The organism is Elizabethkingia argenteiflava (genome assembly GCF_009904105.1).
GTDB lineage: Bacteria > Bacteroidota > Bacteroidia > Flavobacteriales > Weeksellaceae > Elizabethkingia > Elizabethkingia argenteiflava.
Genome location: NZ_JAAABJ010000518.1, coordinates 73,770 through 95,840, shown reverse-complemented (window position 1 = coordinate 95,840; position 22,071 = coordinate 73,770). Strand labels below are relative to the sequence as shown.

At 37.9% G+C, this 22,071-nt stretch carries 20 protein-coding genes and 2 pseudogenes; 11 read left to right on the top strand and 11 right to left on the bottom strand.

Annotation, left to right across the window (positions count from 1 at the left end):
• A pseudogene (locus tag GNY06_RS15670) lies at window positions 1-113 on the top strand (IS982 family transposase); the annotation flags it as partial.
• Between the two features lie 299 nt (window positions 114-412).
• Here the strand turns inward: GNY06_RS15670 and cysS are convergent.
• Together cysS and folE are read right to left on the bottom strand one after the other, a co-directional pair.
• Complete coding sequence (gene cysS / locus GNY06_RS08005; RefSeq protein WP_166519589.1) at window positions 413-1,873, bottom strand: cysteine--tRNA ligase; 1,461 nt, start codon at window positions 1,871-1,873, stop codon at window positions 413-415.
• A gap of 213 nt (window positions 1,874-2,086) precedes the next feature.
• Entirely contained in the window at window positions 2,087-2,752 is a 666-nt protein-coding gene (gene folE / locus GNY06_RS08000) for a GTP cyclohydrolase I FolE (protein ID WP_166519588.1), read from the bottom strand.
• Between the two features lie 193 nt (window positions 2,753-2,945).
• On the opposite strand from folE, the gene GNY06_RS07995 reads away from it, so the two are divergent.
• The 5 genes from GNY06_RS07995 to pyk are packed head-to-tail and all read left to right on the top strand — an operon-like array spanning window position 2,946 to window position 7,107.
• Complete coding sequence (locus tag GNY06_RS07995) at window positions 2,946-3,185, top strand: acyl carrier protein (protein ID WP_002976354.1); 240 nt, start codon at window positions 2,946-2,948, stop codon at window positions 3,183-3,185.
• Between the two features lie 27 nt (window positions 3,186-3,212).
• Window positions 3,213-4,460: a beta-ketoacyl-ACP synthase II gene (fabF, locus tag GNY06_RS07990; protein ID WP_166519587.1), complete on the top strand. Its 1,248-nt coding sequence runs from the start codon at window positions 3,213-3,215 to the stop codon at window positions 4,458-4,460.
• Window positions 4,460-5,227: a ribonuclease III family protein gene (locus GNY06_RS07985; protein WP_166519586.1), complete on the top strand. Its 768-nt coding sequence runs from the start codon at window positions 4,460-4,462 to the stop codon at window positions 5,225-5,227. The genes fabF and GNY06_RS07985 overlap by 1 nt, the downstream gene beginning before the upstream one ends.
• Window positions 5,199-5,669 carry an IPExxxVDY family protein gene (locus GNY06_RS07980; RefSeq protein ID WP_166519585.1) on the top strand — a complete coding sequence of 157 codons (471 nt, stop codon included), beginning with the start codon at window positions 5,199-5,201 and terminating at the stop codon, window positions 5,667-5,669. Before GNY06_RS07985 ends, GNY06_RS07980 begins: the two co-directional genes overlap by 29 nt.
• Window positions 5,662-7,107, top strand: a complete 1,446-nt coding sequence (pyk, locus tag GNY06_RS07975) for a pyruvate kinase (protein ID WP_166519584.1) — start codon at window positions 5,662-5,664, stop codon at window positions 7,105-7,107. Before GNY06_RS07980 ends, pyk begins: the two co-directional genes overlap by 8 nt.
• A 93-nt stretch (window positions 7,108-7,200) precedes the next feature.
• On the opposite strand, the gene GNY06_RS07970 is transcribed toward pyk, so the two are convergent.
• Genes GNY06_RS07970 through hutI form a run of 3 tightly spaced genes read right to left on the bottom strand, consistent with a single transcriptional unit; the run spans window position 7,201 to window position 10,673 of the window.
• On the bottom strand, window positions 7,201-8,502 hold the full coding sequence (locus GNY06_RS07970) for an aldehyde dehydrogenase family protein (RefSeq protein WP_166519583.1): 1,302 nt from the start codon (window positions 8,500-8,502) through the stop codon (window positions 7,201-7,203).
• Between the two features lie 28 nt (window positions 8,503-8,530).
• Window positions 8,531-9,442 carry a formimidoylglutamase gene (gene hutG / locus GNY06_RS07965; protein ID WP_166519582.1) on the bottom strand — a complete coding sequence of 304 codons (912 nt, stop codon included), beginning with the start codon at window positions 9,440-9,442 and terminating at the stop codon, window positions 8,531-8,533.
• 4 nt (window positions 9,443-9,446) lie between these two features.
• A complete protein-coding gene (gene hutI / locus GNY06_RS07960) occupies window positions 9,447-10,673 on the bottom strand; it encodes an imidazolonepropionase (RefSeq protein ID WP_166519581.1) in 1,227 nt (408 codons plus the stop codon).
• Window positions 10,674-10,750: 77 nt separating this feature from the next.
• On the opposite strand from hutI, the gene ruvB reads away from it, so the two are divergent.
• From ruvB to coaE, 3 genes are all read left to right on the top strand, one after another.
• Window positions 10,751-11,773 carry a Holliday junction branch migration DNA helicase RuvB gene (gene ruvB, locus GNY06_RS07955; RefSeq protein WP_166519580.1) on the top strand — a complete coding sequence of 341 codons (1,023 nt, stop codon included), beginning with the start codon at window positions 10,751-10,753 and terminating at the stop codon, window positions 11,771-11,773.
• 221 nt (window positions 11,774-11,994) lie between these two features.
• A complete protein-coding gene (locus GNY06_RS07950) occupies window positions 11,995-12,861 on the top strand; it encodes an MBL fold metallo-hydrolase (RefSeq protein ID WP_166519579.1) in 867 nt (288 codons plus the stop codon).
• 3 nt (window positions 12,862-12,864) lie between these two features.
• Window positions 12,865-13,467: a dephospho-CoA kinase gene (coaE, locus tag GNY06_RS07945; RefSeq protein ID WP_166519578.1), complete on the top strand. Its 603-nt coding sequence runs from the start codon at window positions 12,865-12,867 to the stop codon at window positions 13,465-13,467.
• A gap of 342 nt (window positions 13,468-13,809) precedes the next feature.
• Here coaE and GNY06_RS07940 read toward each other — a convergent pair whose 3' ends face one another.
• Genes GNY06_RS07940 through GNY06_RS07925 form a run of 4 tightly spaced genes read right to left on the bottom strand, consistent with a single transcriptional unit; the run spans window position 13,810 to window position 17,850 of the window.
• Window positions 13,810-14,487, bottom strand: coding sequence for a DUF6048 family protein (locus GNY06_RS07940; RefSeq protein ID WP_244614386.1), 678 nt, complete (start codon window positions 14,485-14,487; stop codon window positions 13,810-13,812).
• Window positions 14,450-14,929 carry a DUF6452 family protein gene (locus GNY06_RS07935; protein ID WP_166519577.1) on the bottom strand — a complete coding sequence of 160 codons (480 nt, stop codon included), beginning with the start codon at window positions 14,927-14,929 and terminating at the stop codon, window positions 14,450-14,452. The genes GNY06_RS07940 and GNY06_RS07935 overlap by 38 nt, the downstream gene beginning before the upstream one ends.
• Window positions 14,926-16,338, bottom strand: a complete 1,413-nt coding sequence (rlmD, locus tag GNY06_RS07930; protein ID WP_166519576.1) for a 23S rRNA (uracil(1939)-C(5))-methyltransferase RlmD — start codon at window positions 16,336-16,338, stop codon at window positions 14,926-14,928. The genes GNY06_RS07935 and rlmD overlap by 4 nt, the downstream gene beginning before the upstream one ends.
• 6 nt (window positions 16,339-16,344) lie before the next feature.
• Window positions 16,345-17,850, bottom strand: coding sequence for a TlpA family protein disulfide reductase (locus GNY06_RS07925; RefSeq protein WP_166519575.1), 1,506 nt, complete (start codon window positions 17,848-17,850; stop codon window positions 16,345-16,347).
• A gap of 324 nt (window positions 17,851-18,174) precedes the next feature.
• Between GNY06_RS07925 and GNY06_RS15665 the strand changes: the two are divergent.
• Both GNY06_RS15665 and GNY06_RS13735 read left to right on the top strand, forming a co-directional pair.
• A pseudogene (locus GNY06_RS15665) lies at window positions 18,175-19,042 on the top strand (IS982 family transposase); the annotation flags it as partial.
• Window positions 19,037-19,183 carry a hypothetical protein gene (locus GNY06_RS13735; protein WP_212995099.1) on the top strand — a complete coding sequence of 49 codons (147 nt, stop codon included), beginning with the start codon at window positions 19,037-19,039 and terminating at the stop codon, window positions 19,181-19,183. The pseudogene GNY06_RS15665 and the gene GNY06_RS13735, both read left to right, overlap by 6 nt.
• Window positions 19,184-19,250: 67 nt before the next feature.
• Here GNY06_RS13735 and GNY06_RS07915 read toward each other — a convergent pair whose 3' ends face one another.
• Window positions 19,251-20,027: a succinate dehydrogenase/fumarate reductase iron-sulfur subunit gene (locus GNY06_RS07915; protein WP_166519574.1), complete on the bottom strand. Its 777-nt coding sequence runs from the start codon at window positions 20,025-20,027 to the stop codon at window positions 19,251-19,253.
• Window positions 20,028-20,051: 24 nt separating this feature from the next.
• On the bottom strand, window positions 20,052-22,061 hold the full coding sequence (locus tag GNY06_RS07910) for a fumarate reductase/succinate dehydrogenase flavoprotein subunit (protein WP_176589998.1): 2,010 nt from the start codon (window positions 22,059-22,061) through the stop codon (window positions 20,052-20,054).
• Between the last annotated feature and the right edge of the window lie 10 nt (window positions 22,062-22,071).

Below are 22,071 nucleotides of genomic sequence, written 5' to 3'. Positions count from 1 at the left end.
TTGATGGCTTTAAGAACAGAATATTATCTAAGATAATGGCTATGACTGTTATACAATGCATTAATAAACTAAACAATAGAAATATTAACAACTTAAAAACTCGTATTGCTTAAATGCACCACGGGTAAAGTGTAATAAAACTACTACACTTTTATGCGTTTTTACAGATCAAACTTATCATGATCTTCAAGAAAATTGAAGCCTGCATTCATGCTTACATGAGAAGAACCTGATATTCATACTACGGACAGGCTTGTGGAGCAATATGATAGACTTTATATAAAAACAGCTCCCTTTTAGGGAGCACAAAACTTAATCCGGCAAATTAAGAATTCATAAAAAAGAGCGGCTATCGTATATCGGCCGCTCTTTTGATCAGTTCAAAACTGTTTTTTTATTTTTTACTAGCATATTAGCTAATCGTATAAGTAGTTCCGTCTTTCCCATCTTTTAGCTCTATACCTTTTTCCATAAGACGGTCTCTGATCTCATCCGATAAAGCCCAGTTTTTGGCTTTTCTCGCCTGATTTCGCAGTTCAATGAGTAATTGCAAAGTGTCATCGAGCTTATGGTTCGCTGTTTTTTCTATTCGCTGTAAACCCAACACATCAAATACAAAAGCATGAAATTTTTCTTTTAATAAAGTTAGATCCTCTAGTGTAATTCTTTCTTTTCCTTCCCGTAAGGAGAAAATCCATTTTACAGCCTCAAAAAGACAAGAGATCAGCACCGGGCTATTAAAATCATCGAGTAATGCAGAATAAGCTTTGTCTACCCAATTTTCTACATGGAGAGTCGATTGCTCTGAAGGCTGAAGGTCTTCTAGTATTTTCACCGCTTCCATTAAACGACTGAACCCCTTTTCACTGGCCAGCATAGCCTCATTAGAAATGTCCAATACACTTCGGTAATGAGCCTGCAAAAAGCAGAAGCGCAAAACACTAGGATGGAAAGGTTTCTCAAAAAAATCATTCTCCCCGGTAACCAACTGCATAGGCAGAATATAATTTCCGGTAGATTTACTCATTCGTTGCCCATTCATCGTTAGCATATTGGCGTGCATCCAGTAATTTACAGGTGCTACCTGGTTACAAGCTTTGGCTTGGGCAATCTCACATTCATGATGGGGGAACTTTAAATCCATACCTCCTCCATGAATATCAAATCTATCTCCTAAATATTTAGTACTCATTACCGTACACTCTAGATGCCATCCCGGAAACCCCTCTCCCCAGGGAGAGATCCATCTCATAATATGCTGAGGAGAAGCTTTCTTCCAAAGGGCAAAATCCTGCGGATTTTTTTTCTCCCCCTGCCCATCAAGATCTCGGGTATTGGCAAAAAGCTCCTCTATATTTCTGCGACTCAATTCTCCGTAATTTAGACCTCTTGCATTATATTCCAGGACATCAAAATATACGGAACCATTGCTTTCGTAAGCAAAACCTTTTTCTATGAGTTTTTTCGTTAATTCAATTTGCTCTACAATATGTCCTGTAGCAGTAGGTTCTATCGTAGGGGGCAAAAGATTAAATTTCTTTAATACTTCGTGAAAGTCTACAGTGTACTTTTGTACGATCTCCATAGGCTCAAGTTTTTCCAAACGCGACTGCCTGACAAACCTATCATTCTCGATATTTCCATCATCGGTTAAATGCCCTGCATCAGTAATGTTTCTAACATATCTTACCTTATAGCCTAAGAATTGTAAAGTTCTGTAAATAAAATCAAAGGAGAGAAAGGTCCGTACATTCCCCAGGTGTACATTGCTGTAAACAGTCGGTCCACAAACATATAGCCCGATATTCCCCTCCAATATAGGTTGAAAATTCTCCTTTTCTCCCGTGAGCGAATTGTATATTTTAAGTTGCATTCTGCAAGATTTTAAAAGTTAAAATGATAGAATCCTAATTTTCTACAACATCTATTCCCTATTCTAAGTTCTCTACAACAATAAGAAAAACATCTACGTGAAAATTTTCTAAGCTTTATCATTTTTATACTATTTTAAATAATGATCCAAGAGCATAGCAAGCCTCTTGGTAAGGATAAGTACTCACTGAACCCTTCTTTTATTTTTGTCACATTAATCGAATTTAGCATGACTTCCGACATAGTGGAGAAATTCCTGACGGGTAATGGGATTCGTCCTAAAAATACCACTCAGCTCGGCAGTAATAGTGGAACTGGCGGTATCCTTTATCCCGCGACAATTGACACACAGGTGCTTCGCATCTATAATACAGGCCACATTGACAGTCCCTAAAGCCTCTTTCATCGCTTCTACAATCTGCATGGTCAGCCGCTCCTGAACCTGAGGCCTTCTGGCGTAATAATCTACAATCCTATTCATTTTGGATAAGCCTATTACCTTTCCGTTTGATATATAAGCTATATGCGCTTTACCTATAATAGGTAAAAAATGGTGCTCGCAGAAAGAATATACCGTGATATCTTTTTCTACAAGCATCTGCCTATATTTATACTGATTATTAAAGGTTGATATACCGGGTTTATTTTCAGGAAGCAACCCCCCGAAAATCTCATGAACATACATGTTAGCAACCCGTCTAGGTGAATCTTTTAAGCTATCGTTTGTCATATCCATTCCCAGCGTATGCATAATCTGCTCAAAGAGATGGCTAATACGCTCTACCTTTTGTTGCGTAGATAATTCAAAGGCATCTTTTCGGAGTGGCGTATGCTGATTGCCGTCATAAATATCATCATCATTATCAAAAAAATCATCCATTCTATATTTTTTCATGCAAAAATAATGAATAAAATTAAGGCTGAGCGAAAAGATACTAAATTTAAACAATTCGTTTATAGAATCTTATTTTTCGGAATCTACCAAATGACCAAATTTAAGCAAAAAAATCGTGAATAATTCGATTTTTTATATATTTGCAGTTGGATTAACAATTTTTAAAAATACATTTACTATGTCAGACATCGCATCAAGAGTTAAAGCTATCATCGCTGATAAGCTAGACGTGGAAGAAACAGAAGTTACACCAGAAGCTAGCTTCACTAACGATTTAGGAGCAGACTCTCTGGATACTGTTGAATTGATCATGGAATTTGAAAAGGAATTCAACATTCAAATACCTGATGATCAAGCTGAAAAAATTACAACAGTAGGACACGCAATTGCTTATATCGAAGAAGTAGTCAACAAATAATTGTTGCAAGAAAATTAAAAAAAAATTATGGAATTAAAGAGAGTAGTGGTAACAGGCTTCGGAGCCCTAACACCAATTGGAAATAATGCTAATGAGTATTGGGAAAACCTTATTAAAGGAACTAGCGGAGCTGCTCCGATTACTCTTTTTGATTCCACTAATTTTAAAACAAAATTTGCCTGTGAGGTTAAAAATTTTGATCCCCTGAATTATTTCGATAAAAAGGAAGCGAAAAAAATGGATCGAAACTCGCAATTCGGGCAAATTGTAGCTCGCGAAGCTATTGCTCACAGCCGCATTATTGAAGATAAGGTGGATAAAAATCGTGTAGGCGTCATCTGGGGCTCCGGAATCGGCGGTCTGGAGACCTTCGAAACTGAAGTACTGGGCTATGCACATAGAGGCGGAAGTCCACGATTTAATCCTTTCTTCATTCCCAAAATGATTGCTGATATTACACCAGGAAACATCTCTATAGAATTTGGCTTTCACGGTCCTAATTATACTACAGTATCCGCATGTTCGTCTTCTGCCAATGCTATTATTGATGCCAAAATGCTTATTCAGTTAGGCAAATCCGACATTATTGTATGCGGAGGTTCTGAAGCGGCTGTTACGGCAAGTGGTGTAGGAGGCTTCAATGCTATGCATGCGCTTTCTACCCGAAATGATGATCCTAAGGCAGCCTCCCGCCCCTTCGACAAAGATAGGGACGGTTTTGTACTGGGTGAAGGAGCGGGTTGTGTTATTCTAGAAGAATATGAACATGCCGTAAAGAGAGGCGCTACCATTTATGCAGAACTATTAGGAGGAGGTCTTAGCGCCGACGCTCACCATATGACGGCTCCACATCCAGAGGGTTTCGGAGCTTACTTAGTCATGAATAGATGTTTAGAAGATGCAGAGGTCACAGCTGATGAAGTGGATCACATCAATATGCATGGTACCTCTACTCCTTTGGGAGATATTGCAGAATCTCAAGCCATTGCTAAACTCTTTGGCGAACACGCCTTTGATATTCAGATCAACTCAACTAAATCCATGACGGGTCACCTATTGGGTGCAGCTGGTGTTATTGAGTCTATTGCATCTTTAGGCACCATTATACACGGTATGATCCCTCCAACGATCAATCACTTTACGGACGATGAGCAACTGGATAGTAGACTGAACTTCACTTTTAATCATGCTGTGAAGAAGGAGGTAAATATTGCAATGAGTAATACTTTTGGATTTGGAGGACATAATGCCTGTGTTTTATTCAAAAAGATTTAATGGAGATTAAAAATTATTTTTCCAATATTTTAAAAAAAAGAACTGAAAATTTATCTGAAAAAGATAAAACATTTAAAGCAGCCATCAATAAACTGACAGGCTATAAGGTTAATGATCTTTCACTCTTCAAAGAGGCTTTCACTTTAAAATCACAAATCACCACCAAAGAAGCCTTCAATTATGAGCGTTTGGAGTATCTGGGAGATGCTGTTTTAGGAAGTATTGTATCCTGCTATATTTTCCACGAATACCCTCATGCGAATGAAGGTTTTTTAACCCAGATGAAATCGAAAGTCGTCAATCGTAAAAATTTAAATGCGCTTGGGGAACGCCTAGGATTAACCGAGTTTTTACAAAATAAAGAGAATACGACCTTAAGTGAAAATATTCAAGGGAATCTCTTTGAGGCGTTAGTAGGAGCAATTTATCAAGATGTAGATTATGATAAATGCAGAGAAATTGTTTTAGGTCAATTATTAACCAAACAAGATATTCTGAATTTAGAAAATAAAATTATCAGCTATAAAGGCTTACTTTTGGAATGGGGTCAAAAGCAGAAAATAAACCTTCGCTTTGAGACCTCAGAAGAAAATTATATCAATAAATCTGTACATTTTCGTAGCAGTGTATGGATAGAAGATAAACAAATTTCGAATGCTTCGGAAGCTTCTAAAAAGAAAGCGGAAGAGAAAGCTGCTCAACGTGCCTACTACGCATTACAAAAAAAAGAAAATATTAATGGCGAAAACAAAAAAAATACGCCTTGATTGCAATGATTGTGAACCAATCAATATTGGATTAATTCGCCTAAAACATCCGATTCCTGCTCACCTGTTTTTTTTTAAGATTAATCGTTACACTGCCTTTCCTTTCTATAGAATAGAAAATTTCATGACCCGTAACGCTGCTATAGAATATGAGTTTTTGTGTATGCAAGCTCAGGATGAAAAGAGTGAAAATATCTATCAAATTATCGCCAATAAATCCTTTGTAAAAAGGAACAATACAGCGCTTAACCTTTTTGAAGGTGTGGCCGATCAAAGCTATTTACTGGAAGATTATCAAGATGTCGATTTCTTAATAAAAACGAAAGACTCATATCCCGATTTTTCCTTAATTTTGTTACCTGAAAATGCAATCTTTCCCATTCAGGAATATCAGATTCAACCCAACGAATTAATATATCAATATATTCAAGAAAATGAGTGAATATCTAAAGAAAACGAAAATTATTGCGACCCTTGGGCCTGCATCATCTAATAAAGAAACAATCTTGCGTATGGTACAGGCCGGCGCAGATGTTATCAGAATTAATTTTTCACATGCTGACTATGAGTTAGTCAAGCAAAATGTTCGTATCATTCGCGAAATTAATGCCGAATATGGGTTTTCCACCTCTATACTAGGCGATCTTCAGGGCCCAAAATTGCGAGTGGGAGTTGTAAAAGACGGCTCTTATCTGAACCCTGGAGATGTACTCACCTTTACTAATGAAAAAATTGAAGGCGACTCTAGTAAAGTATATATGACCTATGAGAGATTTCCTCTGGACGTTAAAGTCGGCGAGAAAATCCTTATTGATGATGGCAAGCTTGTTTTAGAAGTGATCGATACCAACGGAAAAGATACCGTTAAAGCGAAGACGATTCAAGGGGGACCATTAAGTTCTAAAAAAGGTGTCAACCTTCCCAACACCCACATCTCTCTTCCTGCCCTGACAGAAAAGGATATTCAGGATACAACTTTTATCCTGGATCATGAATTCGACTGGATAGCACTTTCTTTTGTACGTCATGCACAAGATATCATAGATTTAAAAGAACTTATAGCAGCCCATCCTGCTGCAAAACTCTTCCGCACTCCGATTATCGCTAAAATTGAAAAACCTGAAGGGGTTAAAAATATAGATGAAATTCTCTCCGAATGCGATGGAATTATGGTGGCAAGGGGCGACTTAGGAGTGGAAGTCCCTATGGAAGAAGTTCCCTTAATCCAAAAGCAGTTAGCAGAGAAGGCTAGAAAATACTCTAAACCTGTTATTGTGGCTACCCAGATGATGGAGTCGATGATTAATAGTATGACACCTACCAGAGCAGAGGTGAATGATGTAGCCAACTCAGTGTTAGATGGTGCCGATGCTGTAATGCTATCAGGAGAGACTTCTGTGGGTAAATACCCCGTAGATGTAGTAAAAACTATGGCTAAGATTGTAAGGAACATTGAGAATACTCAAATGTATAGCTCACAAAATAAACCTATAGAGAAAATAAACTGTGTGGACGACCGCTTCGTGACAGATACGGTTTGCTATTCCGCAGTGAGAATTGCTGAAAAAACAGATGTAAAAGCTATCCTCACCCTTACCTATTCAGGCTATACCGCATTCCAAATCTCTTCTCATAGACCGAATTCTCATATCGTTGTATTTAGTTCTAATAAACGGGTTTTAACCATGCTGAATCTACTATGGGGTGTAAGAGCATATTTCTATGATATGAAGAAATCTACTGATGAAACCATTATTCAAGTGAATATGCTCACCTGGAACTACGGATTAGTGGAACAGGGTGATTTGGTGGTCAACCTAAACGCAATGCCAGTTCATGAAGGAGGGAAAACCAATACCTTACGATTGACGACTATTTAATTGTTAATCATGGTATTCCAAAAATCTCCATTTTTAGATTTTTCTTTTGAATAAAAAATAAAGAGGCCGCTCATGAGCGGTCTCTTTATTTTTTCAAATGATTCCTACGACACTTTTAGGTACCGTAAATTCTTTTAAAGCCTGTAAAGAAAGTTCTGTTCCATAACCGGAATATTTAACCCCTCCACAAGGCATCTCGGGCATTGTTTTAGTCATTTTATTGATCGCTACCGTTCCTGCTTCCAAGTTTTCTGCAAAAAACAATGCTTTTTCCTTTTGTTGGGTCCATACCGCACTTCCTAGTCCAAATCTACTGGTGTTGGCTAGCCTTAAGCAGTCTTCATCGTCTTCACCTATCAACACCATTCCCAGGGGCCCAAATAATTCTTCTTCCAAAATAGGATTCCCTTCTTTCACTTTTATTAACCCGGGGTTAAAAGCTAAATCCGATACTCTTTCTAAAGCTATGATAACTTCCGCACCATTTCGTATGGCTTTCTGATATTGAGCCTCTAACTCATCTGCCAAATCTTTGCGTGACATTCCTGAAATTTTTGTATTCTTATCCTGAGGGTCTCCAGGAATAAACTTCTTATAAGCCTGAATAAATTTTGGTAAGAAAGCTTCCTCTGCAGCCTGATGAATAATAAACCTTTTTGCTGCCACACAAACCTGTCCGCAATTTTGAAGACGGGATTCTGCACCTACCTCTGCTGCTTGATCAAAGTCGGCATCTGCCAACACGATAAAGGCATCACTACCGCCGAGCTCTAATACAGATTTTTTAATATTCGCCCCAGCCAGGGCAGCTACAGAAGTTCCTGCCAACTCACTACCGGTAAGGCTCACCCCTTTTACAATTGGGTTTTCTAACACATCCTTAATACTTCTGTGTCCTATTTCTAGATGGAGGAAAATTCCCTGGGGCAACCCCGCTTCCTCAAATATTTTTTGTATGGTATTCCCGCTTTCAAAACAAATAGACGCGTGTTTTAACACGACCGTATTTCCCGCTAATATAGCTGGAATTGCAAATCGGATAACCTGCCAAAAAGGATAATTCCAAGGCATAATCCCTAGTATAACCCCCATGGGAGAATGTTGTATTTCACTCACACTATATGGAGTCTCTACTATTTCCGGTTTCAATATATTATCCGCTTTAACATAATAGTGAATCAACGCAGCACATTTTTCAATCTCCGCAATGGATTGAGAAACAGGCTTATTCATCTCCTTTGTAATGATATTGGCCAGCGTATCGGCTTTCTCCAATAATAAGTGTGCTACAGCTGATAACAATCGTTGCCTTTCTTCAAATGTTACTTTTCTCCATTCCATAAAAGCTTTATCAGCTTGTTCTAACTTCGCTTGAGTTTGTTCTATATTTAACATTATATTTATAAAATATTTGTTTTTAATCCTATATCATTAACCACTCATTTACCAATGAAGCGGCTAAACGTGCTGTTCTGTTCTGAATATCGTATAGAGGATTAACTTCAGCTACATCCAGCGCTCTTAGTTTTTTATTTTGCAATATATGCCGGTATAATAACATAAAAGTGTGATCTGCATACATACCGTTATAAGCAGGAGCGCTTACCCCCGGTGCAATAGATGCATTAAAAACATCCATACAAATGGTAAGATAGAGTATATCCAGGGGCTTTATAAAATCATCGACTTTAGCATAAAGTTGGTGTAAGTTTTGGAAAAATAACTCCTCCGCCAAAATATAGTTCATTCCATATTGGTGAGCCGTATCAAATAATTTCAGGGTATTGCTATTTCTCTGGATCCCAACATGTAATGAATAAATTTCACCTTGGGATGCTATTTGCCAGAATCCTGTGCCCGAGGTCGCCTGCTGATTTACGGGTATTCTATTATCAAAATGGGCATCAAAATTAATTATGCCTATTTTAGAAGTAGGAAAAGCTTTTTTAAGACCTGAGTAATGTGCATACATCACTTCATGCCCTCCACCCAATACTATACTTTTAGCCTTTTCAACAAGCCCCCTGGCTACAGCGTTGGCTAATCTGTACTGAGCATCTTCTAACTGGCCATCCACACACTGAATATTTCCAAAATCATATAGACGAAATTGGGGGGATACAACAGGAAAATTTCCCATATTCTCGCGTATAATATCAGGCGCTGACGAAGCCCCTGCTCTTCCCTGATTACGCTTTACTCCCTCATCTACCTCGAAACCGTGCAAAAAAAAGCTGTCCTCTCCCAGTCTTCTATATTCCTTTTCAATACCAACAACCTGGAAAAGCCTTCTATTCAATGCATCTTCCCCATCCATACGCCCATGCCATTTCATCTGTCTATGCGTATTTTTGGCCTTTTATAAAAACGGCACAAGGTTGAAGTCCCCCTTGCCTATATAATACATTCTGATAATGATCTGTCTTAAAACAGACGAAATCAGCCCTTTTTCCTTCGGTCAATACCCCCCTATCCTCAAATCCTAAAGCATAAGCCGCTCTAAAGCAAATCCCTGCTAAAACTTCTGCTGTGGATAACTTCTGAGAAGTAGCCAAAACAGAGGCTTGCATGATGAGTTTTCCCATCGGTGCAGATCCGGGGTTCCAATCTGTCCCAATGGCCAAAATAGCACCTGCATCCAATAATTTACGTGCTGGTGCAAAGGCCATTCCCAAACCTAAACTAGCACCAGGCAGAACCACGGCTACCGTATTGGATTGGGCGATATAACGAATATCCCCTTCATTCGTAGCTTCTAAGTGATCTACTGACTGTGCTCCACAATCTACGGCAATACGAGATCCACCCGTAGTAAACTGATCGGCATGTACTGTTAAATGGAAACCCATAGCTTTAGCACGTTGTAAAAATGCTCTGCTATCCTCGGGCTCAAAGGCTGATGTTTCTATAAAGATATCGACGCGCTTGGCTAAATCTTCTTCCTGAACTACAGGTAAAATATATTCCAATACATAATTAAGGTATTCCCTAGATCCTCCTTTAAAATCTTTGGGATGGGCATGAGCCGCTAAACACGTAGGAACCAATTTCGCCGGTGTATATTCCTTTGCACTATTGATCGCTCTGAGCATTTTGAGCTCACAATCCAATTTTAGACCATATCCACTTTTAATTTCAATGGTCGTAATCCCCTGTCTAATGAGATCATCGATACGAATCAACAGATCTTTTAATAAATCGGCTTCTGAAGTTTCACGCGTATGCTTGACAGAACTCCATATCCCGCCTCCAGACTCCGCAATTTCCAAGTAGGTTTTACCTGCATTTCGAAGCGAAAAGTCATTAGCTCGATTCCCACCAAAGCAGATATGCGTATGACAATCTGTAAATGCAGGCATCGCTATTTGCTCTCCTTCTATATATTCAATATTAATATGGGGGAACTCTTGTTTTAAGTGTTCAAAATTTCCCACTTTAATAATGCTACGAGCGTTAACTACGATTCCTGCACACTCTATTACTTCCAGTTGCTCATCTCTCAAACTCCCTCTCAAGGGTAAATTAGCAAGGGTGACTACCTGCCTAAACGGTCCGATCAATTTCATTTTACTAATTTACAATAAAAATAGAAATTTGATTGAATTTTATTTTTTCCTAAATTTGGGTTCATACAAGTCCAGTTATGCCTAATTTCCTTCGCCCTGATAAAGAGAACTTTTCTGATGATGAACTATATCAGGAAGAACATATACGCCCACAAAGTTTTAAAGATTTCGCTGGGCAACGTCAAACTTTGGAAAATTTAGAAGTTTTTGTGGCCGCTGCAAAATCTCGAGATAGCTCTTTAGATCACGTTCTATTACATGGCCCTCCAGGATTAGGAAAAACCACCTTAGCTCATATTATTGCGAATGAACTTGGGGTTAATTGTAAACTCACCTCTGGTCCGGTTATAGATAAACCCGCCAATCTTGCAGGGCTTCTTACCAACTTGGAAGAGAACGACGTTTTATTTATAGACGAAATTCACCGTCTATCTCCAGTAGTAGAAGAATATCTCTACTCCGCAATGGAGGATTTTAAAATTGATATTATGTTGGAAACAGGTCCCAATGCGCGGTCAGTTCAGATTAGCCTTAATCCATTTACTTTAGTGGGGGCTACCACTCGCTCGGGCATGCTGACTAAACCTTTGCTGGCAAGATTTGGAATTCAGTCAAGGTTGGAATATTACAATATAGAATTACTCTCAACTATTATTCAACGGAGCGCCCGGGTTATGGGGGTGAAAATTTATGAAAATGCCGCTATTGAAATTGCACGCAGAAGCCGAGGAACTCCCAGGATAGCAAATGCCCTATTAAGACGGGTACGGGATTTTGCAGACATAAAAGGAAATGGAACTATCGAAATTGAAATCACTAAATTTGCTCTGAATGCTTTAAAGGTCGACGAATACGGTCTTGATGAAATGGATAATAAAATTCTCATAACCATGATTGAAAATTTTAAAGCCCGCCCCGTAGGAATTAATGCTCTAGCAACTTCCATAGGGGAAAATCCAGAAACACTGGAAGAGGTATACGAGCCTTTTCTGATTCAAGAAGGCTTTATTATTCGTACACCTCGAGGCCGCGAAGTGACTGAAAAAACTTATGTACACCTAAATATGGCCCAACCCAAAAAACTGGACGAACTTTTCTAAAAAGAGATATACCACACCATGGAGTACTAATTAATTGTATAATCTCTCTAAAAATTTAACTTTTTTGAGAAATCCAGTTTCCCTACGGAATTGGAATTTTCTTTTGTTTTTAATAAATTATGTTAAAATATTATGCTACAGATAAAACTCATAGCCTAAGCAGCGCAGCCTTCTACAATAATAACACTGACGATTTATAACATTAACACAAAATATTATTTATGAAATTATATCCTATAGAAACTGGAAATTTTAAATTAGATGGAGGTGCCATGTTCGGCATTGTTCCGAAATCTATTTGGGAGAAAACAAATCCAGCAGATCATAGAAACCTCATTGACCTGAGTATGCGCTGTTTACTTATTGAAGACGGCAAGAACCTCATCCTTATCGACAACGGTATTGGTCATAAACAAAGTGAAAAGTTTTTTAGTTATTACGAACTCTGGGGAGAGACTACTCTGGAGAAATCGTTGGCGAAATATGGTTTTATAAAAGATGATATTACCGATGTTTTTCTCACCCATCTACACCTAGACCACTGCGGTGGAGCTGTGGAATGGAATCAGGATAAGAACGGCTATCGTACTTCTTTTAAGAACGCTCGCTACTGGAGTAATGAAAAACACTGGCAGTGGGCGATAGAGCCTAATCCCAGAGAAAAAGCCAGCTTTTTGAAGGAAAATATTCTCCCTATTCAAGAAAGTGGACAGCTCAACTTTTTACCCCTGCCCTCTACCGGAAATTATAGTTTTGCCCCAGATCTAAAAATGGATATTCTCTTTGTAGACGGACATACAGAAAAGCAAATGCTGCCGGTAATCAAATATCAGGATAAAACTATTGTTTTCGTCGCCGACCTTATCCCTACCATAGGGCATATACCTCTTATTTACACTCTAGGATATGATACGCGCCCCCTGTTGACACTTTCGGAAAAAGAAAAATTTCTCAAACAAGCGATCGACAACGAGTATATTTTATTCTTTGAACATGATGCTCATCATGAACTGGCGACTCTGAAAATGACAGAAAAAGGCCCTCGCTTAAATGACGTTTATCAATTCAACGATGTATTTGGTTACTAGATTATGCAAAAGATTATCGGATTAACCGGAGGCATAGGTTCGGGAAAAACGACCGTATCTCATTTTATAGAAGAAATGGGATACCCTGTTTACAACTCCGATGCCAAAGCAAAAGATCTCGTCAATAAAGAGGAGCCCCTAAAAAAGAAAATCCTCCAGCTGCTGGGAGATCAAGCTTATGATGAAAATGGAAACTACAATAGAACGTACGTCTCCCATCAAGTGTTCATGCATACCGAATTACTTAAACAACTAAACGCTATCATCCATCCAGCAGTTAATGTGGATTTCCAAGAATGGGTACAAAAACAGAGTCAGGAGATTATTTTTAAAGAAACAGCCCTACTTTTTGAGCTTAAGCTAAATACTCATTGCTATAAAAGCGTCCTGATAACAGCAGATGAGTGCCGTCGCATTAAACGTGTAATGGATAGGGATCGTAAAACCTATCGCCAAGTAGAAGAAATTATCCATCAACAAATGCCGGAACAAAAAAAAATTAAGCTTGCAGACTATGTTATCGAAAACAACAAAGACCTACATCACTTACAGCTTTCGACCCAAAAAGTGATAGAAGATTTACTATACAGCACCAAAACCAGCTAAGGCATCTGGCTGATGTTTACAACATAGCCCTCAAGTTTATTCTACGGGGGCTTTTATAGGGTGAATGGAAATTTAACAATCCCATCCTTGAATATCTTCTTACGCTTTAAAACGATATCTTCTACCCTAATATAAGGAGTAAATACTATTTTATTCTTACTACCACAATAAAACAACTTGTAGGAAATGAAAAAATAAAGTACTTATTCTCTTAACTAGAGTCTTAGTTACTCGTCTAAGTAAGATCTGAACTTATTTTATTCTAAGCAACTGCCTTCTAGCATCCTTCAATATACTGTCTTTAGAGGGGCATCGGATCCATAAACCCTATTGATGTTTATATCAGAACCAGTAGGCAAGATTCCAAGAAATACCTAGTTTAAATTTATTAGAATTTGTACCAAACCCTGGTACTGCCATGGGCTCTATCTTCTCTTGTTTGGTAGTATAAATCATATATTTGGGTTGAAGTTGTAAATCGATGAAGAAACGAGAGCTCAACAGCGATACGCGGCCCCCTACGGCCCCTTCAAGCCAATAACTGGACTGAGATGATTTGGGAAAGGACTCAAAAGAATCATAACCCTGAAATCCTCTTATAGGGATCGACTTTATGTCCTGCTGGTAAAAAGAGGCCGCTACTTTACCTCCAGCATAAAATCCATTTTCTAAAAAATGAGAATCAGAGCTTAGCATATACACACTCCCTGCCTTAATAAAAAAACCGTTTGCCAAAACATTATATCCATTCTTATTATATCGGTTCTTTTCATAGCCTACATCTGCTAATGCATAAAGTTTTGGATGGATATGCATGGATACAAAACCCTGTAGCCTTCTATCCTCCGTAAATGCCATTAATCCTAAATTTAATACATCTATTCCCACCATTATATGGGAATGATAGACTTCTTTATCGGTGGTGGCAGAGGAATCTTTTATTGTTTTTTTTTTCTGTGCTGGGAAAAGAAGAACAATAAAACTAAAAATTAAGGTAAAGAACAGTCTTGTTTTCATCATGAATCTGATTAGCATTAACTTCTATACTCTTCACCTCCTGCGGCTTCCTGATAATGGCTGAAAGGTGATCATATAATTTACGAATTCCACAACCCGGAGATACATATTCGGATTTCTCATCATACTTTACCCTGATTTCCGAATAATTATCTTTTACACTGAGATTGCTCTGCACCAAAATATCGGTATACCCTTCACCATTCACCTTCAAAGGGATATAGACAGAATCTACATCCTTTACATTATCTAATACTTTCAGGATCTTATGATCGGATATTATACCTATACTGAGACTATCGACTGTATAAAGCTTTCCTTCTTTTTTGAATTTTACTTTCATTCGCGGCGAGCCTCCTTCAGTGCAGATATCATCTTCCTGGCTACAAGCAAAAAACAGCAGTAGAAAGGGAAGAATACAAAATATGATTTTTAAATACTTCATGACTTTTTAATAAGTAATGCTATATTCTCCACATGGTGGGTTTGTGGAAACATATCCACAGGCAAAATCCTGACTAAATTATAATGTTCTTTTAACATAGCCAAATCTCTAGCCTGTGTTGCAGAATTACAACTTACATATACAATTTTTTTGGGGGATAAATTTAAAATTTGCTCCACCACCTTAGGGTGCATACCATCTCGTGGAGGGTCTGTTATTAAGACATCGGCTTTAGGATGAGATTTAAGAAAGTCTTGATTAAAAATATCCTTCATATCCCCACAATAAAAAGTACAATTGGCTAATCCATTCAATGCAGCATGTTCTTTAGCGGCATCTATAGCTTCTTGCACGGCCTCTATGCCTATCACCTGCTTGGCATTTCTAGCCACATATTGAGCGATGGTTCCTGTTCCGGTATAGAGATCATACACCACTTCATCACCTTTTAAATCTGCAAATTCCAAAGTTTTACGATAGAGCTCTAGCGCCTGTTTATAATTGGTCTGGAAAAAGGATTTTGGCCCTATTTTAAATTTTAATCCATCCATTTCTTCATATAGAAATCCTTCCCCATAGTAAGTATGAATATCCAAATCATACAAACTATCATTCCCCTTCGGGTTAATGGCGTAAAGTAAAGTACTAATCTTTGGAAAACGCTGGAGTAAGAAATCCAGAAGTTGCACCCGCTGCACCTCATTCTCTTCAAAAAGTTGTAGCAATACCATCCATTCACCTCTGGAATTCTGACGCATCATGAGGGTTCGAAGAAAGCCTTCCTGATGCCGAACATCAAAAAATGAAAGTCGGTTTTCTTCTGCGTAATGTTTTATAGCAAGGCGGATATCATTGGAAGGTGCTTCTTGTAAAAAACATTCTTTTAGGTCTAATATTTTACTCCATTGTCCCGGAATATGAAAGCCTAATGCATTTCTGTCTGAAATTTCCTCGGTAGAGTTAACCTCTTCTAGTGTAAGCCATCTGGCATTAGAAAAAGAGAATTCCATTTTATTTCGATAAAAATAGCGCTCCTCTGATCCTAGAATAGGTGAAATTTCAAAGTCTACTACTCCCCCTATCCTACGAATATTGTTTACCACTTCATCCTGCTTAAACTCCAATTGTTTTTCATAGCTCAGATTTTGCCATTTACAGCCCCCACATACACTAAAATGCATACACTGAGGCTCTACCCTGTAGGGAGATTTTTCAACTAACTCTATAGATTCTGCTTCAATATAATTTTTTTTCGTTTTTTTAACACGAGCATTCACCGTGTCACCGGGTACAGCTCCACTTATCAAAATGGTTTTACCATCCTCTGTTTTACCAACAGAAACTCCTTTCGCACCGGCTGAAAGGAGTCTAATATTTTCAAGAATTTGATTTTTCTTTTTCTTCTGCATCTCCTATTATTTAGCCTTAGCTTCTTCTTTTACATTTTGCACAGTAGATCCCGCTTGTAATCCTGCCTGCCCCTGGGGAGATAGCTGCTGGGTTGTGATTCCTGAAACTTTATCCAGAGATGTTTTAAAGCTCGGATCTGTAGGGTCTAAAAATGTTCTACTGCTTATCTTTCCGTCTTTATCTAAAATCATGAAACTCGGTAATTTAAAGCCATAAATGGCATATTTTTGAGCGATCTCGGACTTTAAACCGCCTTTCGCATATAATTTTTGACAATCTATCTCTTTTAAAAGTGATGTTGCTGCATTTTTAAATTGTGCCATAGTATCATCCATCCCTATACATACAATATTGACTTTAGTCTTATAAGTATTAACGATATCTTTAAGCATAGGTACAGCTTGTGTAACATATGGATTCCAAGAAGCATAAAACATCAACAAAGTAGGTTTGCCCTTAAAGGAAGAGGTTGAGACTTTTTTGCCGTTAAGGTCTAGATAGCTTACCGAAGGAGCATCACTTCCCTCCTTTAGTCCATAAATGGCTTTTTCCACTTTTTTTAATTCGGATTTTATCTCCGTATTTTTAATATTATCATCCAAAAGCTTGCTTAACTTTTCTGATACTGGCTGATTTGGTGTTAAGTCTACACTCGTGGCAACAAAGGAAATTAAATAATCCTTAACCATTTGTGAGTATTCTTTTTTAGTTTTGATATAGTTGATAAAAAGTTCTGTAGTACTTGTTCCCTCTTTTTTATTTTTCTCTGAATAGGCTTGAAAATCTTGCCCTAAACCACTTAATAGATAATTCCGGTATGCTGCATAGGTCTTAATCATATGATCTTCATCACCTTTCAATTCTTTTTGGTAATCTTTAAAAGCCTTTGAGACTTTAAATTTAGGCTGATGAACGAGCTCTCCGTGCATCATTTCATACTGCCCAGAAAACATCAACAAATTTACATCCAATTCTCCTTTCTTCCATTTCACTAAATCAGGGTCGGCACCTGTAGACTTGGCGATCTGATCTATTTGGCTATTTAAATCTGTTCTGAATTTTCTTAACTGTACCAAAGTCTTAGGTTCCTCCTGGGTAATAATCCCTTGGTCTATTTTGGAAAAATAATTAGTAACAGACTCCTGTGTTTTTTTTAGAAACAGGTTGTTTTTAGATGCTCCCTCTACTGTGAATTCTGAAGGGAAACCTGCTCCTGCATTTCCGGATAATCTTAAGGGTTCTCCTCCCTTCAAATAAATCAGTCCATAACGCCCTCCATAAGATAAAGCATACACTCCGTTTTTGGGAATCTGGAGAGTATCCGAAAAGTTGCCTTGAGCATCTACACCAAAATTGGTAAAAGGTAGCGTGGCTACGCCTGATATATCTATAATTTCAATTCGTTCTAATGGAGATCCCCCCACTACTTTACCAGAAATAACAACTGTTTTCTTATTTGAACAAGACACTATAAATAAAGCGCATAGTACTATTAATAATAGCTTTTTCATCTCAAAATTTTATTGTTACAAAAATAGTTTTTTTTTTTTAATCACCTACTTCTTGGCTATTTTCTTTTTAGAATGGCTCATGCATACATGTATTATTTTCTTATTTAAAAAAGTTGATCTTCTGAATTCTCTCACCTAAACAATACTTGATTTTGGTATACCTCCTATTAAAATATTCTACGCATGGTTCACATTTAAGCAATTTGAGTTTTTAAGTTGTTTATATTTCTATTGTTTAGTTTATTAATCCAACCTGTTGTGCATTTAGGAATTAAAAAAGAAAAAAGATTGTTCATTTGATTAAAAAAAACATTTATTTTGTTGATTAACAATAACGATCTTATTAAAAACTACAAAATTATTTTAAAAGATTAACCAATATCTGTACAGATATTGATTCCTCTAGGCAGATCAGGATTCCCAAATGGTCTGATCTGGAGCTTGTAGCTCTTAATATTACTGCGGAATATAGGTCTATTAACTCTGAATTACAACTATTTAGGCGTATTTCGGGAATAGATTTGGAAGATAAAATAGAAAGAAGTGTATACAATAGAAGAAAAAGAAAACTTTTATGGTACATAGAGAAAATAAGAGAGACCCCCTAAGTTGTAAATTTTGAGGATACACAGCTATTTTTGTAGTGGGTTCCACCCATATTGCAATTTGTAAAATCAGTCAGGCAAAACCTTCATCAATTTGTTCCACCGAACCAATAAAGCCCGAATTTGGATATGGTACGGAACAGAAAATAGGTTACTTTGGCTTTAAACTTCATGCAGTTTGCGATATTGCATTCGTTTGATTTTTCACCCGCAAATGCTGCTGATGTAAATGACCTGCACCACATAAAGGGAACTTTCCAAAACAGACTTTTAATAGAGACAGGGCTTATATAAGCAAAACTCTTCAGGTTGATTTATTCAATCATTCCAACATCAGTCTTTCAGTGCCTAAGCGTAAAAACCAACAGCATTTTGCCCGGTTTTCAACCACAAAAGCAAAGATTAGAAAAACGAATTGAAACCAATATTTAACAACTCTGTGGACAAGTTTTCCTTTCATATCAATTTTGCAAAAACATTTCAGGGTTTAGCCTCCAGAATAACTTGAAAAATAACTGCTTTTACCATGATTCAATACCTCAATTTTTTTTGTCTTTAATAGAAGTTTAAATAGGTTAAAAGTGAATTGTTCTAAATGCACAACAGGTTTTGATAATAAAAAATTAGATCAGGCTTTAGACCTAAAAAGTGTTTTGGCGCTACCCATTGGATATAGAGCTTCCGAAGGTGACTGGCTTGTTAATTTAAAAAAATTAAGACAAGCGTAAAAAAAATTCTTTATCTACAAATAGCAAAAACCGCCTATTTGGCGGTTTTTATTATGATGTATATATATTAACGATGATCAACTGTGGAACATTGTGCAAGTATATATTCTCTATTCATTCTGGAGATATTTTCCAATGAAATGCCTTTTGGACATTCTACCTGACAAGCACCCGTATTGGAACAGTTGCCAAATCCTTCTTCATCCATCTGCTTTACCATATTCAATACTCTACGTGTGGCCTCTACTCTCCCTTGTGGCAGTAAAGCAAACTGAGAAACTTTTGCACCTACAAACAACATGGCCGATCCATTTTTACAGGTAGCCACACAAGCTCCACAACCGATACAAGCAGCAGCATCCATAGCCTTATCTGCATCTTCTTTTGGTACCGGAATATTATTAGCATCTGTAGTTCTTCCGGAAGTATTTACAGAAATAAAGCCACCTGCAGACATAATTCTATCAAAAGCGGAACGATCGACTACCAAATCCTTAATTACGGGAAAAGCAGCACTTCTCCAAGGTTCAATATGAATGGTTTCTCCATCTTTAAAATGTCTCATATGCAATTGACAGGTGGTAATACCTGTATCGGGTCCGTGGGCCCTACCATTGATATATAAAGAGCACATCCCGCAAATACCCTCGCGACAATCGTGATCAAAAGCTACAGGATCTTTGCCTTCATTAATCAGATTTTCATTCAAAATATCCAACATTTCCAGAAATGAACTGTCTGGGGATACATCTGTAATTTTATAGGTTTCAAATTGACCTTTTGTTTTATCGTTTTTTTGTCTCCAAATTTTCAGTGTGAGATTGAGACCTTTTTTTTCACTCATAACTTTTATTTTAAAGGTTGGAGATTATTTGTAGCTTCTCGTTTTTACTTCAATATTTTCGTAAACAAGCTCTTCTTTGTGCAATACTTCTTGGTTAATATCTGCACCCTTATATTCCCAAGCCGCTACATATTTATAATTTTGATCATCGCGCTGGGCCTCACCATCGGGAGTGGAATATTCTTCACGGAAATGTCCGCCACAAGATTCATTTCTGTTTAACGCATCTATCGCCATCAATTGACCCAACTCTAAGAAGTCCGCTACTCTAAAAGCTTTTTCCAATTCAGGATTTAGATTGTCAGCTTCTCCAGGTACTTTTACATTTTCCCAAAAATCTTTTCTTACTTCTTGTATTTCCTGAATCGCTTCTTGTAGCCCTTTGCCTGTGCGCCCCATGCCTACTTTATTCCACATGATATTCCCTAATCGCTTATGGAAGTGATCGACAGAGTATTTACCTTTATTATTTAAGAAGAAGCTAATCTTATCCTGAATATTTTTTTCAGCCTGATCAAATTCTGGAGTATCGGTAGGTATCGCTCCTGTTCGGATGTCAGCAGATAGATAATTAGCAATCGTATAGGGCAATACAAAATATCCATCGGCAAGTCCCTGCATTAATGCAGAAGCCCCTAAGCGGTTGGCCCCATGATCGGAAAAGTTAGCTTCTCCAATAACGAAACATCCCGGAATGGAGGACATCAAGTTATAATCTACCCAAATACCTCCCATAGTGTAGTGTACGGCGGGGTAAATCTTCATAGGAGTTTCATATGGATTATCTGCTGTTATTTTTTCATACATCTGAAAGAGGTTCCCATACTTTTCCTCAACCCACGCCCTTCCTAAAGAGTAAATCTGGTCAGAAGAAGGGTTGTGGATGTTTTTCTCGGTAGCCGACTCTTTACCTTTTTTCATGATTTCAGTAGAAAAGTCTAAGAATACGCCTTCTTTAGTATCATTATTTTCTATACCAAAACCGGCATCACATCTCTCCTTAGCAGCACGAGAAGCCACATCCCTAGGTACTAAGTTACCAAATGCAGGATATCTTCTCTCTAGATAGTAGTCTCTATCCTCTTCAGGGATATCCTTTGCCTTTTTCTTACCTTCTCTAATCGCCACTGCATCTTCCTTCTTCTTAGGCACCCATATTCTTCCGGAATTCCTTAAAGACTCCGACATTAAAGTTAACTTAGACTGTTGAGTACCATGCACAGGAATACAAGTCGGGTGAATCTGTACGTAACAAGGATTTGCAAAATAGGCCCCTTTTTTATGAATTTTCCATACTGCAGAAGCGTTTGAACCCATTGCATTAGTCGAGAGAAAATAAACATTCCCATAACCTCCAGTCGCCACTACCACTGCATGAGCTGAATGTCTTTCAATCTCGCCGGTAATCAGATTTCGGGCAATAATCCCCCTTGCTTTCCCATCCACTAGAACGATATCCATCATCTCATGACGATTGTACATCTTGATACGCCCTTTACCTATCTGTCGGCTCATAGCGGCATAAGCTCCCAAGAGTAGCTGCTGGCCCGTTTGTCCTTTTGCATAAAAAGTCCGCTTTACCTGAACCCCTCCAAAGGAACGGTTATCCAACATTCCACCATACTCTCTCCCAAAAGGAACGCCTTGTGCTACACACTGGTCGATAATATTCCCAGATACCTCAGCTAAACGGTGGACATTGGCTTCTCTTGCCCGATAGTCTCCTCCCTTAATGGTATCGTAAAATAATCGGTAGATGGAATCGCCATCATTCTGATAATTTTTGGCGGCATTAATCCCTCCCTGAGCCGCAATAGAGTGTGCTCTCCTAGGAGAATCTTGGTAGCAAAATGCTTTTACATTATAGCCCTGCTCTGCTAAAGTTGCAGCTGCTGAACCACCTGCAAGTCCTGTCCCTACAACAATAATATCAATTTTATCCCTGTTGTTTGGTGCAACAAGTTCCATGTGATCTTTATGATTTTTCCACTTATCGGCTAATGCCCCAGCTGGAATTTTAGAATCTAAACCCATAATTTATATA